The sequence below is a fragment of the Mesorhizobium sp. M0894 genome, from assembly GCF_040319725.1.
Lineage (GTDB): Bacteria > Pseudomonadota > Alphaproteobacteria > Rhizobiales > Rhizobiaceae > Mesorhizobium.
This window is the reverse complement of the sequence record NZ_JAMYOG010000002.1, coordinates 406332-418768: the sequence shown is the minus strand read 5'-3', so window position 1 is coordinate 418768 and position 12437 is coordinate 406332. Positions and strand designations below refer to the sequence as shown.

The window sequence follows — 12437 nt, the reverse complement described above, 5'->3', positions numbered from 1 at the left end:
TCCGATACGTAAAACTTTAAATATAAGGTTAACACAGCCGTGATTCCGGCGCCGTTATCGCGACATTTTTCCGGGTCAATCATTAACCCGTTGTCCACCGGATACGCCTATTTTTTGCGGCGGTCGAAGAACGGAGTCTCAAAGTGATACGTGGCGAAAACGGCATTGCCTTCTCGATGCCCGGCGGTGACGTGTCAGGGACAGCTGGGGCGCGGCCGATCGATCTGGCGCATCTTGCGCGCCAGACGATGGGCGATCGGAGCCTCGAGCAAGAGGTGCTGGCACTGTTCGTGCAGCAGGCGCTATCGGTGCGCGACAAGATCGTCGATGCGGATGTCAGGCAGCGGCTGCTACTCGCGCACGGGCTCAAAGGCTCGGCGCGCGGGGTCGGCGCCTTCGCCATTGCCGATTGCGCCAGTGCGATCGAATGCCGGCCCGACGACGCCAGCACGCTGAAGCGCCTTGGCTCACTGATCGAAGAAGTGCGCGACTTCGTCGCCGCCATCAGCCGATAGAACTTATTCCCAAAACGCCACGCAGCGGCGCTTTCGCGCCGCAGTTGACTTGTCTGGCAGAGTGATTATGTCGGCTCAGACTCCCTTCAGGTGACAAATGACCAAGCTGACCTTCATCGCCCATGACGGCACGCATTTTGACGTGGATGCCGAAAACGGCTCGACCGTCATGGAAAATGCGATCCGCAATGCGGTGCCGGGAATAGAAGCGGAATGCGGCGGCGCCTGCGCCTGCGCGACCTGCCATGTCTATGTCGACGAAGCCTGGACGGCGGAGGTCGGCGAGCCGGAAGCCATGGAAGAAGACATGCTGGACTTCGCCTACGACGTCCAGCCGAATTCGCGGCTGTCATGCCAGATCAAGGTGCGCGACGCCCTCGATGGGCTGGTCGTGCGCGTGCCGGCCCGCCAAGGCTGAAGCCGATTTTTGCCGCTGCCGCTTGGCAGCGGACCAATGGTCATGCAGTGTCGCGCCGTTTTCCCATAAAGGCGCATGCTTCATGACCGCTATCACCAAGACGGACGTACTCATTGTCGGGGCAGGGCCTGTCGGCCTGTTTGCCGTATTCGAGCTCGGCCTCTTCGACATGAAGTGCCATCTGATCGACATACTCGACCGGCCCGGCGGGCAGTGCGCCGAACTCTACCCGGAAAAGCCGATCTACGACATTCCGGGTTGGCCCTCGATCTCGGCGCAAGGTCTGGTCGACAAGCTGCTTGAGCAGATCGCGCCGTTCAAGCCCGAATTCACCTATAACCGCATGGTTTCGAGCCTGGAAAGGCTGGAGGACGGCAGCTTCCGCGTCACTACCGACGAAAACGAGGTGTTCGAAGCCAAAATTGTGGTGATTGCCGCCGGCGGCGGCTCTTTCCAGCCGAAGCGGCCGCCGATTCCAGGCATCGAACCCTATGAAGGCAAGAGCGTGTTCTACTCGGTGCGCCGGATGGAGGACTTTCGCGGCCATGACCTCGTCATCGTCGGCGGCGGCGATTCGGCGCTCGACTGGACGCTGAACCTGCAGCCGGTGGCCAAGAGCGTGACGCTGGTGCATCGGCGGCCCGAATTCCGGGCAGCGCCCGACAGCGTCAACAAGATGTATGCCATGCAAGAGATGAAGCAGCTGGAATTCCAAGTCGGACAGGTGACGGGCCTGACCGGCAGCGACGGCCAGCTAGCCTCCGCCACGATCAAGGGGCCGGAGGGCGATGTCGAAGTGCCGTGCACGCGGATGCTGCCATTTTTCGGCCTGACGATGAAGCTCGGCCCAATCGCCGAATGGGGCCTCAATCTCCACGAAAACCTGATCCCGGTCGACACCGAAAAATTCCAGACGTCGGTGCCCGGCATCTTCGCCGTCGGCGACATCAACTGGTACCCCGGCAAGCTGAAGCTGATCCTGTCGGGCTTCCATGAGGTCGCTCTAATGGCACAGGCAGCCAAGCGCATCATCAGCCCCGGCGAGCGCATCGTGTTCCAGTATACGACTTCGTCGACCAGCCTGCAGAAGAAGCTCGGCGTGGTCGACTGAAGCTCGCCGGATTTCACCAGGCCGGTCTACTCCGCCAGGGCTGGGGCCGAAGCCTCGGCATGGCCGCGAAGCGTTTTCTCCGGCATCAGCCAGAGCGTGATGAACGACAGCAGCAAGGTCGCGGCGGCGGCAAGAAAGATCATCACGAACGGCGTGGCTGAGGCGATATGGCCGGCCGTCTGCGTGCCTTCGCTGGCCAGCGGCAGCCCGTAACCAAGGGCGACGGCACCAAGCATGGCGACGCCAAGCGCACTACCCAGCGAGCGGAGGAAGGTGAGAACGCCGGTCGCCACGCCAAGGTGCATGCGATCGACGGCGTTCTGGACCGAGACAGTGGCAACCGGAAAGGTCGTGCCTGTGCCCAGGCCTATGCAGGTCGTCAACACCTCGACAAGCAATAGCGAGGCATGCCCGGCGACCAGGCTGAGCACGCCGAGGCACAGGATCGAGAAAACAGTTCCGACCATGGCAATGCGCTTGTAGTGGGAAAAGCGTGGGATCATTCGCGCGCTGAATGTCGCACCGGCCACCGTGCCGAGCATCAGCCCAAGCAACGCGGTGCCAGATTCGCTGACTGACAGGCCGACGACCGATTGCAGGTAGACCGGCAGATAGACCGACAAGCCGACATTGGCGGCCTGCAGCAGGAACATCGACAACGTGCCGGCGAGAACGATCGGATTGCCGAGCACTTCCAGCGAGATCAGCGGTTCGGCCGCGCGCATCAGCCGCAGCGCGAACGCGCTCCAGAACACCGCTGAGCAGGCGAGCAGTCCAAGGATTTCACGCGACAGCCACGGATACTCGCTGCCGCCCCAGTTCAAGGCAAGCAGCAGCAGCGAGGTGGCCGCGACCAGAAGCAGCGCGCCGAGGCCGTCGATGCGGTGATGTTTTGCGGCGATCGGCAGCTTCTTGAGCGGATTGTTAATGATCGCCATCGCCAGCAGGCCGAGCGGAATGTTGATCCAGAAGATCAGCGACCAATGCAGATGTTCGGCGAAGGTGCCGCCGAGCAGCGGCCCGGCGATGCTGGCGACGGCCCAGGTGCCCGAAATCCAGGCGGCGTAGCGAGCCCGCTCGCGCGGCGGCACGAGGTCGCCGATCACGGTCTGCGTCAGGGCGAACAGCCCGCCGCCGCCGGCGCCCTGGATCGCCCGGCCGACAACCAGGACCAGCATGTTGGGGGCCGTGGCGCTGACCAGCGACCCGGCGAGAAAGATCAGGATTGCCGCATAGACGGTCGGCCGGCGGCCATATATATCGGAGATCTTGCCGTAGAGCGGCGCCACTGCGGTCGCGGTCAGAAGATAGCCGGTTACGATCCACGGCAGATATTCGGCATGCCCGAGCAGACGTGCCATCGTCGGCATCGCCGGCGCGACGATGGTCTGGTCGAGCGCCGCCAGCAGCATTGACAAAAGCACGCCGCCGATGATGGCGTTTTTCTCGGTTTCGGTCAGCGGCGTGCTGGTTTCCACCATCGCTTGCTTGTCGATAGCCTGGTCCATATCTGTTCATCCATTATGCCTGCGTGCACTTCCGCGACGGGCTGGGAAGCATCTAGTACGCCGATTGGCGTTTGCCGGAGGCTGATCCCTGCGAACCTGGCATATGTCGTTCGCTATAGGCCGATTTCGACAGCGGCTCGAAAGTTTTCCGAAGCTGGCACTATGTTTCGGCAAAATTGGCTTTGTCCGGCGACCCGGAGTTCAGCCGGGAGCGAGCCGTCCGTTCTCAATGCGCTCGATGCGATAGTGCAAAAGCCGCAGGATGCGGCTTTGGAAATTGACGCTTTCCACACGATCGAAGCGCACCTGGTCCTGGTCGTGCTTGGCAAGCATGGCCGCTGTAATTTTCGCGGCCTTGGCCTTAGCCAGTTCGCAGGTCTTTTCCGGGTAGCTCGCCTTCAAGGCGTCTTCTAGTTCGCGGCCATGGTTCTTGGCAATCTCGACGTGGCGTTCCTCATGGCGCTTGATGTCGGCGGACAAAGTCTCCCAGAACAGCTTGACGCCTGCATCGGCTTTGCGCGGGCGGCGCCACTCGGGAAGGATAACCTTGACCTTGACGGTAACGGCAGCGTCGGCAATCCAGCACGAGCCCGGCTTTTGCGCATAACTGACGCGGGTGGTGAACGCCATCTGGGTGGCGCCGGGATGCCGCGACCCGGTGCTTTTCACCTGAGGCCCGAGTTTCGACAGCTGGGTCCCGATGTCGTCGAGCGTCCTGCCGCCGATCGGGAAATAACTATATGTCTTGACGAGAGTCGTAGCGCCGGCCGGGAATGCGGTCAGAGCGAGCATCAGGGCGCAGAGGAGGGATCGTTTCATCGTGTTGCCTCTTTGCCCACCTTGCTTTACCGCCGTCTCCGGCGCAACGGAATTGATCCCCGGTCATGACGTGGGATCGAACATGGTTGATGGGCAATGATGACAGGGCGATGGCAGCTGGCGCATGGGCGCCATCTTGACCTTGGCGGCAAGGCCATCGTCGTCGGCATCCTCAATGTCACGCCGGACAGTTTTTCCGACGGCGGGCTGTTCGATGCCCCGGAAAAAGCGGTGGACCAGGCGCGCCGTATGGTGGAGGAGGGAGCCTCCGTCATCGACATCGGCGGAGAATCGACGCGTCCCGGTGCCTCTCCGGTGTCTGCAAAGGAAGAGCAGGCCCGCATAGTGCCCATCATCGAGGCGCTCGCGACGTCTGGCGGAACGCTGATCTCGGTCGATACCTATCGCCAGGATACGGCGCGGCTTGCCGTCCAAGCCGGTGCACATATCGTCAACGACGTCTGGGGCCTGCAGCGCGAGCCGGGCATTGCCAGCGTCGCTGCCGAAACCGGCGCCGGCCTTGTCATCATGCACACGGGACGGGACCGGCAGAAACTGCCCGACGTGATTGCCGATCAGCTCTTCTTCCTCAGGAAGTCGCTGGAAATCGCGCAACGGAGCGGTGTTGCCGACGACCACATCGTGCTCGATCCGGGCTTCGGCTTCGCCAAGGAGACAGCCGCGGAAAACCTTGACCTGATGGCACGGTTTTCCGAGCTTCGTGCGCTGGGCTTTCCGCTGATGGCCGGCACATCGCGAAAGCGCTTTATCGGCACCGTCACCGGCCGCGACGCAGCGGCAAGGGGCGCCGGAACCGCCGCCACAAGCGTCATCCTGAGGCTCAAAGGCGCGCATCTTTTTCGCGTCCACGATGTCGCAATCAACGTGGATGCGTTGGCTATTGCCGATGCTATGCTGGCACGTGAGATCGGGGAAAGCTGAGCCATGTATGTCATCCGCATGAAGAACTGCGCCTTCTTCGCCCGGCACGGTGTGCTGGACGAAGAGGAGACGCTCGGCCAGCGCTTTTATGTCGATGCGGCGCTCACGGTAGACCCCGGGCGGGCGCTGGTCGACGATTCTATCGAGGACACCGTCAATTACGGCATCGCCTTTGCGGTCATCGAAAAGATCATTACCGGCGAGCGGCGCTTTCTGATCGAAGCGCTGGCGCTCGAAGTGGCGAGGGCGCTGACGGCGCGGTTTCCGCAGATCAAAAAGGCCGAGATCACCGTGCGCAAGCCGAACGCCCCGGTGCCGGGTGTGCTCGATCATGTCGAGGTGACCGTTGTCTGGCCAGAATAGTAACAACAACACCGTCTATCTCAGCCTTGGCGGCAATCTCGGTGATCCGGCGAAGTCGATGGCTGCGGCACTGGGCATTCTGGATGCCGACGAGAGCACGCGCGTCGTTGCCGTTTCGTCGCTCTACCGAACGCCGCCCTGGGGCAAGCTCGATCAGCCGGATTTCCTCAATGCGGCGGCCGAGATCTCGACCGCGCTTGCGCCGCGGGCTTTGCTCGACCTTTGCCTCGACGCCGAGCGAAAACTGAAGCGGGTGCGGGAGGAGCGCTGGGGTCCGCGCCTGATCGACATCGACATTCTGGTGTTCGGTGACCGCATCATCCACGAGACCGGACTGGAGGTGCCGCATCCGCGCATGCTGGAGCGCGCCTTCGTGCTGGCACCGCTGGCAGAAATTGCACCGAAGCTTGTGGTCGACGGCAAGAGCGTGTCGGAGCGACTGGCCGCCGTCGACACGTCGGGTATTGAACGGCTGCCGTCAGGCCGGAAATGGTGGAAGACCTGACGCTGCCGCCATCGGTGGCCGAAAATCAGCCGGAAAACCCACCACCGTCGAGGAACATTTGTTCGTCCGGTGTCGTCTCCCGGCCAAGCATCCTGTTTCGGTGTGGAAAGCGGCCGAAGCGCTGGATGATGTCGCGGTGTTCTACGGCATATTTCAGATAGGACGGGGCTTTGGCGGCGGTAAGCTCCATCGATTTGAGCTGATCGGCGAGATCCTCCGAATGCTCATAGGGCAGATAAAGAAAGACGCGGAGCTCTTCGTCGAGCGCCAAGTCATGGCCGGCAGCGATCGCCTTCCCGGCAAAATGCCGCGCCAGCGGGTCCGTGGCGTACATGTGGCCAGTGCCGCGAAAGCAGTTTCGCGGAAACTGGTCGAGCAGGATCATCAGTGCCAGCGACCCTTCGGCGTGTTCGGACCAGCCGTCGCATTCGCGGCGGGCGGCGGCGAAGTGCAGATCGAGAAACCGGGTGCGGAAGTCGGCATCAAAAGCGTCGTTCTTCTCGAACCATGCGTCCTCCCCGGCGTGGCGCCAGAATCTGGTGACGGAGAGCGCGCGTTCGTCCAGTTCATCCATCATTAGCATCTTCCCAAGGATTAATCGGCCGGCTCGGATTTCTGCAGCACGCCGGCGGTTTCCTCATTGAGCGCCTGACCCGCGCGGCGTGGTGTGCTGAGCGGCGTCGGGATGGGGGTGCCAATATTGCCTTTGAGGAAGCGCCGTCCGGCGCGGATGCCTTCGGCCTGTTGAAGCTCGAAACGGGCAGCGTCGCGGCGGCGGACGTCCTCGACTACCTCGGCGACCTCTTCCGGGTCGACGCCGAGGGCTTCCAGCGTCGAGCCGCCGAAGACAAGCGCCGATTCGAACGTCTCGCGGAGCTGATAGTCAACGCCGGCACGAATGAGCTGCAACGCGGTGCCGCGGTCGAACGCCCGTGCCAGCACTGTCAGCAAGGGAAACTCCGCCTTGATCAGTTCCGCGATGCGCACGGCGGCATCGGGCTTGTCAACGCAGATCAGCACGGCGCGTGCCCGCCCGGCTCCCGCGGCTCGCAGGATGTCCAGCCGCGTGCCGTCGCCGTAATAGACCTTGAAGCCGAAATCGGCCGCTGCCTGGATCATTTCGACCTCGTTGTCGATGATCGACACGTCGATGCCGCGCAACAAAAGCGGCTGGCTGGCGATTTGGCCGAACCGGCCAAAGCCTATGATCAGCACGCTGCCGGTCAGGCCGTTGGCGACATCGACGCCTTCAAGCGACTGCTCGTCGCGCGGCGTCAGATACCGTAGTGCAATGATCGCCAACGGCGTCAGTACCATGGAAATGATGACAATGGCGGTCAGCATCGCATTGGCTTGGCCGTCGATAATGCCCACCGCAGCCGCCGCGGAATAGAGGACGAAGGCGAATTCGCCGCCTTGCGCCATGAAGACGGCGCGCTCGAGCGCTTCCCGATGGCCCGTTTTGAGGACGCGGGCAACAATATAGATGCCGATCGCCTTCATCACCATGTAGGCGACGACATAAATGGCAATGAGCTGCCAGTTGACGACGACCACATGCAGGTCGAGCGACATGCCGACGGCGAGGAAGAACAGCCCTAGCAGAATGCCGCGGAACGGTTCGATGTCGGCCTCCAGCTGGTGGCGGAAGGTCGATTCCGACAAAAGCACGCCGGCCAGGAAGGCGCCCATGGCCATCGACAGGCCGGAAAGCTGCATGGCGAGCGCTGACCCGAGAACGACCAGAAGGGCAGCTGCGGTCATCACCTCACGGGCGCGCGCATCCGCCAGGATACGGAAGAACGGATTGAGCAGATAGCGCCCGGCAACCACCAGCCCGACGATCGCGGCAAGGCCGATGCCGACCTCCGTCAACCTATCCGACAGGCTCATATCGGCGCCGCCCGGCGCGAGGAAGGCGATCAGCGCCAGCAGCGGCACGATGGCCAGATCTTCCAAAAGCAGGACCGAGACGATGCGCTGGCCCTTGGGCGTTGCCAGGTCGCCGCGTTCTTCCAGCAATTGCATGACGATTGCCGTCGAGGTGAGTACGAAACCGGCGCCAGCGACGAAGGATTGCGCGATCGGGAAACCTCCCGCCAGGCCGACGCCGGTCAGCAGAACCGCGCAGACGCCGACCTGCAGCGCACCAAGCCCGAAAATCTCGCGGCGCAGGCCCCATAGGCGTGACGGCTGCATCTCCAGCCCGATGATGAACAGGAACATGACGACGCCGAGTTCGGCGACATGAAGAATGGCTTCCGATTCGGAAAAGACGCGCAGCCCGAATGGGCCGATCACGACGCCGGCCGCCAAATAGCCGAGGATGGAGCCAAGTCCCATGCGCCTGAAGATCGGCACCGCAACGACGCCGGCGGCAAGCAGCGCCACCACCTGGATCAGATCGCTGTTCGATGCCTCTGCCGCCATGCCTGCCCTTCCGCTCGCCTGGGAGTCAAGCGGCCAAGATAGGGGCTTCGGAGCGGATCGAACAGTGTGAATCCGGCGCATTGTGCAGGCGTTATTGCAGGCGCACTGCACAGGATAATGGGCCTCCGGGCGTTGCTTGTTTTCGCAATCCGGCGCTAAGGACGCCCGGCTTCGGCCAGTGGAGGGTGAGCGACGATCAAGTCGCGGCCCTTTTTGAGGAGATGACTGACATGAAGAAGTTCTTGCTGGTTGCCGTTGGCATCGCGGCACTTGCCGGCTCTGCCTGTTCGAAGGCACCCGAGTGCACGACCGAGATGCTGACCACGAAGGCTCAGGACATGACTGCGGCACTTCAGGCTGCGATTACCAAGGATCCGGCCAAGGCAGCCGACCTCACAGCCAAGGTCCAGGCGGTCACAACCAAGTATCAGGGCGGCACGACAGCAGCCGAGGCCTGCAAGGCCTATGACGAGCTGATTGCAGCGATCAAGGGCTGAGCACCCATCTGCATGTCAAGGAGGGCGGCGGCGTTTGGTTGCCGCCTTTTCACGCCGAAAGCTCAGTTCGGAGTTATGGAGCCGACCTCGACTGCATCGATCCGCTTCAACTTCATGCCGATGACCGGGACCAGCTGCTGGTCGACGCGCACGGCAACGGTCACCGTCATCGAATTGTCGTCGGGGACAAGCGCCTGCATCACGCCGCGCAACTGATTGCGATTAATGGTGAAAACCACCTTGTGCGCATCGACGACATTGCCACCGATAATGTCGAGGCCGGAGCCAGCGGCCCCGCCCATGAAGCTGCCCTTGTAGCCCTGCCGGCCCTTGTGTTCGATCGTTGCCGACATCTGCTGGGTGAACATACCGACCCGGCAGCCGCCGTCGAGCGACATGCCGACCTTGCCGTCAGGCGTCGAGCCAATGAAGCTGCAGGTGAATTTCGTGCCCTTGTATTTGCCGGCAACGATTTCTCCGGGGCCGACCCATTTGCCCTCGACCGATCGAAAGAACTGCTTGTCCGGTTCCGCCGCCGAAGCCTTTCCGGCAATGCCGATGGTTGCGACAAGGGCGAGCGCCACGGGCAGCACGCTGGACAAAATAACGCTTTTCATCGACGACACCCGGCAACAAAGAGACTGGTTTGGACGCTTCCGACCATGAACAAGATTGGTTAATGCTTTGTCACCCCAAGGCGATAGTCACGTCTCGGAAGCGGATGTTTCTTTTTCTTTCTTTGCCGCAAAGGAGGTCAGCGCGGAAAGGAAATCGCCCAATCCTGGACGCCTGACGGCGTTAAAGGGCAGGGGCCTTGCCGTTTCCATCGCTGCAATGCCGATGCGCGCCGTCATCATGCCGTTGACGACGCCTTCGCCGAGCTTGGCCGAGAGCCGAGCCGCAAGGCCATGGCCGACGATCTGCTGGACGAAACTGTCGCCGACGGCGATCGACCCAGTGACCGCGAGATGGGCGAGAACGCTGCGCGCCAGGCGAAAAAAGCCAAGCGTGCCGGGGCGGCCGCCATAGAGCTCCGACAGACGGCGAATCAGCCGGCCGGCTTCGAACACGACATAAGCGACGTCGACCAGCGCGCGCGGACTGACCGCGGTCACCAGGGACACGCGCTTCGCCGCTTCGAGGATCATCATCTTGGCGCGGGCATCGAGCGGGCCGAGGATCTCGGTCTCGGCCAGCCGCACCAGATTGCCGCCATCGATGATCTCGCCGCGCAATTCGGCCAGCGAGCGCCTGCCGGCCGCGGTTTCGGGCTTGGCCGCGACAAATGCCGACAACTCGTCGACCACGGCGCGGGCGGCCTTCGGATCATCGCGGGCAATCGCATCGAGCGCCCGCTTCTGCAACTTTTCGACCTCGGCGAGGCGAGCAATCGCCACGAATTCGCGGATAAGGATGACCACAAGCGCCAGGATGGCGATCAATGCCATTCCGGCCGCCAGCCAGCCCAGCCACTCGGCGCGCTCGAACAGGTCGCGAATCAGCTGGTCGGTCCAGAGGCCAAGGGCGAGCGAAACCAGAACGCCCAGCGCGCCGAAGAACAGGCTGCCAAGCAGCGAACGTTTTCGCGGCGCAATCGCCGGCGGCGGTTCGGCAGCGACGACATCAGGCTCGTCGAAGACGTCGATCTCCGCCGGTGTGACCACGGCAAGATCCGCCTTCACGTTACGCGGCTTTCGCGCCGGCGCGGCCTCGGCCCCGGAATGGCGAGCCGTCGGATCTACCTTCGGCTGGGGCTCCGGCTCGATGCGAAAGGCCGCCGGTCTGCGGGGCGCGCTCATGCGAGATGATCTCCGATCAGGAACTGCACCGCGCGGTCGAGCCTGATATGCGGCAGCGACAGCGTCACGCCCTCGGCCGTGCGCTCGAGTTTCGGCGGGCGAAAGCGCACGAAGCGGATCGCCGGGTCGTCATCGTTCTGCTGGTGCTTCGATTCGAAACCATCGAACACCGCATCAACTTTCTCCGGCAAATCACCGGGAAATATGGCTGTTTCGGTCTTTCCGTCAAAGGTTTCGCCATTGATTTTTTCGCCACGCAATGGCGTGCCGATAATGACCGGCAAAGTCTCACGGCCCTGCTTGACCGTGCCTTCCCGAGTCGCGCGCATGGCCGCCATGGCGACGACGTCGACGTCGGCACCAGTGAAATTCGCCCGCGCCACGGCGCGGTCGGCAAGCCGCCGCACGATCGCCTGCAGCCGGTCGTGGCTTTCGTGGTGCAGATGGTCGGCCTTGGTCGCGGCCACCAATATGCGGTCGATGCGTCTTGAAAACAGGTCGGTCAGGAAGTTGCCCCGGCCGGGCCGGAAACAGGACAGGATTTCGGTGACCGCGCGTTCCAGATCGGCCATCGCACCGGGGCCGGCGTTCAATGCCTGTAAGGCGTCGATGAGCACGATCTGCCGGTCGAGGCGCGTGATGTGTTCGCGAAAGAACGGTTTGACGACATACGTCTTGTAAGCCTCGTAGCGCCGCTCCATCATCGCCTGCAGCGATCCGTAGCGGGCGCGCCCGAGGCCGAGTTTCGGCAGCGGCGCAAAGGTCAGCGCCGGCGATCCTTCAAGATCGCCGGGCATCAGGAAGCGGCCGGGCGGTAGGGTCGAAAGCGCCCGCTCGTCAAGCTTGCAGGCCTTGAGGTAGGCGGCGAAGCTCTCGGCGAGACGGCGCGCCGTCATCTCGTCGGCGTCGGCGTTGGGGTCGACGGAGGCAGAGAGCGCCTGCCATTCCCGCGAAAGATCGACACGCACCGGCAACACGGCCATCTCGAAGGCCTCACGCGAAAAATCGGCGTAGGACTTGCCGAGCAGCGGCAGGTCGAGCAGCCATTCGCCGGGATAATCGACGACGTCGACGGACAATTTGCCGGCGGAAAACATGCGGCTCCAACCGGAGGCCGATTCGTATTCGATGGTGAGCCTCAGTTCGGAAATCGCACGCGTCGAGTCCGGCCAGACACGGTCGTCGACAAGAGCCGCGATGTGATCCTCGTACTGGAAGCGTGGTACGGCGTCGTCCGGCTGCTCTTCGAGAAAGGCCCTGGCGATGCGCCCCGATTTTTGTGCCTCAAACAGCGGCAAGCGTCCGCCATGGACCAGATTGTGCACAAGGGCCGAGATGAACACCGTCTTGCCGGCGCGGGACAGCCCGGTCACGCCAAGACGCAGCGACGGAGCGAAAAGCCCGGCAGCGCGGCCTGACAACGTATCCAAGGCGATCTTCGCCTCGTCGGTGAAAGTCGTCAGCGATGATGCCAAAATCTGTTCTCGCGGGGCCGGTCAGCCACCGATATAGGCTTTGAGGCGCGGCTTT

General features: G+C 62.7%; 14 protein-coding genes. 7 read left to right on the top strand and 7 right to left on the bottom strand.

Annotated elements, in window-relative coordinates; translation table 11 throughout:
• Nucleotides 1-146 precede the first annotated feature (146 nt).
• The 3 genes from NKH91_RS05395 (at nucleotide 147) to NKH91_RS05385 (ending at nucleotide 2044) form a co-directional block, all read left to right on the top strand.
• Entirely contained in the window at nucleotides 147-515 is a 369-nt protein-coding gene (locus tag NKH91_RS05395; RefSeq protein ID WP_023717831.1) for an Hpt domain-containing protein, read from the top strand.
• A gap of 97 nt (nucleotides 516-612) precedes the next feature.
• A complete protein-coding gene (locus NKH91_RS05390; RefSeq protein WP_006334837.1) occupies nucleotides 613-933 on the top strand; it encodes a 2Fe-2S iron-sulfur cluster-binding protein in 321 nt (106 codons plus the stop codon).
• An 82-nt stretch (nucleotides 934-1015) separates the two neighbouring features.
• The gene (locus NKH91_RS05385; protein WP_023717829.1) at nucleotides 1016-2044 is read left to right on the top strand and encodes an NAD(P)/FAD-dependent oxidoreductase; all 1029 of its coding nucleotides are present in this window, start codon (nucleotides 1016-1018) and stop codon (nucleotides 2042-2044) included.
• A 26-nt stretch (nucleotides 2045-2070) separates the two neighbouring features.
• Here the strand turns inward: NKH91_RS05385 and NKH91_RS05380 are convergent, their stop codons facing one another.
• Together NKH91_RS05380 and NKH91_RS05375 are read right to left on the bottom strand one after the other, a co-directional pair.
• Complete coding sequence (locus NKH91_RS05380; RefSeq protein WP_352883684.1) at nucleotides 2071-3552, bottom strand: MDR family MFS transporter; 1482 nt, start codon at nucleotides 3550-3552, stop codon at nucleotides 2071-2073.
• A gap of 201 nt (nucleotides 3553-3753) precedes the next feature.
• A complete protein-coding gene (locus NKH91_RS05375) occupies nucleotides 3754-4371 on the bottom strand; it encodes a DUF922 domain-containing Zn-dependent protease (protein ID WP_352844146.1) in 618 nt (205 codons plus the stop codon).
• Between the two features lie 96 nt (nucleotides 4372-4467).
• Between NKH91_RS05375 and folP the strand changes: the two genes are divergently transcribed.
• From folP to folK, 3 genes are read left to right on the top strand one after another with little or no spacing between them, the layout of a single operon-like run.
• Nucleotides 4468-5313: a dihydropteroate synthase gene (gene folP / locus NKH91_RS05370; RefSeq protein WP_023717826.1), complete on the top strand. Its 846-nt coding sequence runs from the start codon at nucleotides 4468-4470 to the stop codon at nucleotides 5311-5313.
• A gap of 3 nt (nucleotides 5314-5316) precedes the next feature.
• Nucleotides 5317-5676, top strand: a complete 360-nt coding sequence (gene folB / locus NKH91_RS05365; protein ID WP_023717825.1) for a dihydroneopterin aldolase — start codon at nucleotides 5317-5319, stop codon at nucleotides 5674-5676.
• Nucleotides 5660-6181, top strand: coding sequence for a 2-amino-4-hydroxy-6-hydroxymethyldihydropteridine diphosphokinase (gene folK, locus NKH91_RS05360; protein ID WP_023717824.1), 522 nt, complete (start codon nucleotides 5660-5662; stop codon nucleotides 6179-6181). The genes folB and folK overlap by 17 nt, the downstream gene beginning before the upstream one ends.
• Before the next feature lie 25 nt (nucleotides 6182-6206).
• On the opposite strand, the gene NKH91_RS05355 is transcribed toward folK, so the two are convergent.
• Both NKH91_RS05355 and NKH91_RS05350 read right to left on the bottom strand, forming a co-directional pair.
• Nucleotides 6207-6755 (bottom strand): DUF924 family protein, encoded by a 549-nt coding sequence (locus NKH91_RS05355; RefSeq protein WP_031193615.1) that lies wholly within the window; start codon nucleotides 6753-6755, stop codon nucleotides 6207-6209.
• A 20-nt stretch (nucleotides 6756-6775) separates the two neighbouring features.
• Nucleotides 6776-8611 carry a monovalent cation:proton antiporter-2 (CPA2) family protein gene (locus NKH91_RS05350; RefSeq protein WP_352844144.1) on the bottom strand — a complete coding sequence of 612 codons (1836 nt, stop codon included), beginning with the start codon at nucleotides 8609-8611 and terminating at the stop codon, nucleotides 6776-6778.
• A gap of 230 nt (nucleotides 8612-8841) precedes the next feature.
• Between NKH91_RS05350 and NKH91_RS05345 the strand changes: the two genes are divergently transcribed.
• Nucleotides 8842-9108, top strand: coding sequence for a hypothetical protein (locus tag NKH91_RS05345; RefSeq protein WP_352844142.1), 267 nt, complete (start codon nucleotides 8842-8844; stop codon nucleotides 9106-9108).
• Between the two features lie 62 nt (nucleotides 9109-9170).
• Here NKH91_RS05345 and NKH91_RS05340 read toward each other — a convergent pair whose 3' ends face one another.
• From NKH91_RS05340 to NKH91_RS05330, 3 genes are all read right to left on the bottom strand, one after another.
• A complete protein-coding gene (locus NKH91_RS05340; protein WP_352844140.1) occupies nucleotides 9171-9725 on the bottom strand; it encodes a hypothetical protein in 555 nt (184 codons plus the stop codon).
• Between the two features lie 87 nt (nucleotides 9726-9812).
• A complete protein-coding gene (locus NKH91_RS05335; RefSeq protein WP_352482235.1) occupies nucleotides 9813-10907 on the bottom strand; it encodes a YcjF family protein in 1095 nt (364 codons plus the stop codon).
• The gene (locus NKH91_RS05330) at nucleotides 10904-12382 is read right to left on the bottom strand and encodes a YcjX family GTP-binding protein (protein ID WP_352844138.1); all 1479 of its coding nucleotides are present in this window, start codon (nucleotides 12380-12382) and stop codon (nucleotides 10904-10906) included. The genes NKH91_RS05335 and NKH91_RS05330 overlap by 4 nt, the downstream gene beginning before the upstream one ends.
• Nucleotides 12383-12437 lie beyond the last annotated feature (55 nt).

Excerpts from the sequence above, each read along its gene's own strand:
- NKH91_RS05390 (WP_006334837.1), top strand. The coding sequence starts at position 613 with ATGACCAAGCTGACCTTCATCGCCCATGACGGCACGCATTTTGACGTG.
- NKH91_RS05385 (WP_023717829.1), top strand. The coding sequence starts at position 1,016 with ATGACCGCTATCACCAAGACGGACGTACTCATTGTCGGGGCAGGGCCT.
- NKH91_RS05380 (WP_352883684.1), bottom strand. The coding sequence starts at position 3,552 with ATGGACCAGGCTATCGACAAGCAAGCGATGGTGGAAACCAGCACGCCG.
- NKH91_RS05375 (WP_352844146.1), bottom strand. The coding sequence starts at position 4,371 with ATGAAACGATCCCTCCTCTGCGCCCTGATGCTCGCTCTGACCGCATTC.
- folP (WP_023717826.1), top strand. The coding sequence starts at position 4,468 with ATGATGACAGGGCGATGGCAGCTGGCGCATGGGCGCCATCTTGACCTT.
- folB (WP_023717825.1), top strand. The coding sequence starts at position 5,317 with ATGTATGTCATCCGCATGAAGAACTGCGCCTTCTTCGCCCGGCACGGT.
- NKH91_RS05355 (WP_031193615.1), bottom strand. The coding sequence starts at position 6,755 with ATGGATGAACTGGACGAACGCGCGCTCTCCGTCACCAGATTCTGGCGC.
- NKH91_RS05350 (WP_352844144.1), bottom strand. The coding sequence starts at position 8,611 with ATGGCGGCAGAGGCATCGAACAGCGATCTGATCCAGGTGGTGGCGCTG.
- NKH91_RS05345 (WP_352844142.1), top strand. The coding sequence starts at position 8,842 with ATGAAGAAGTTCTTGCTGGTTGCCGTTGGCATCGCGGCACTTGCCGGC.
- NKH91_RS05340 (WP_352844140.1), bottom strand. The coding sequence starts at position 9,725 with ATGAAAAGCGTTATTTTGTCCAGCGTGCTGCCCGTGGCGCTCGCCCTT.
- NKH91_RS05335 (WP_352482235.1), bottom strand. The coding sequence starts at position 10,907 with ATGAGCGCGCCCCGCAGACCGGCGGCCTTTCGCATCGAGCCGGAGCCC.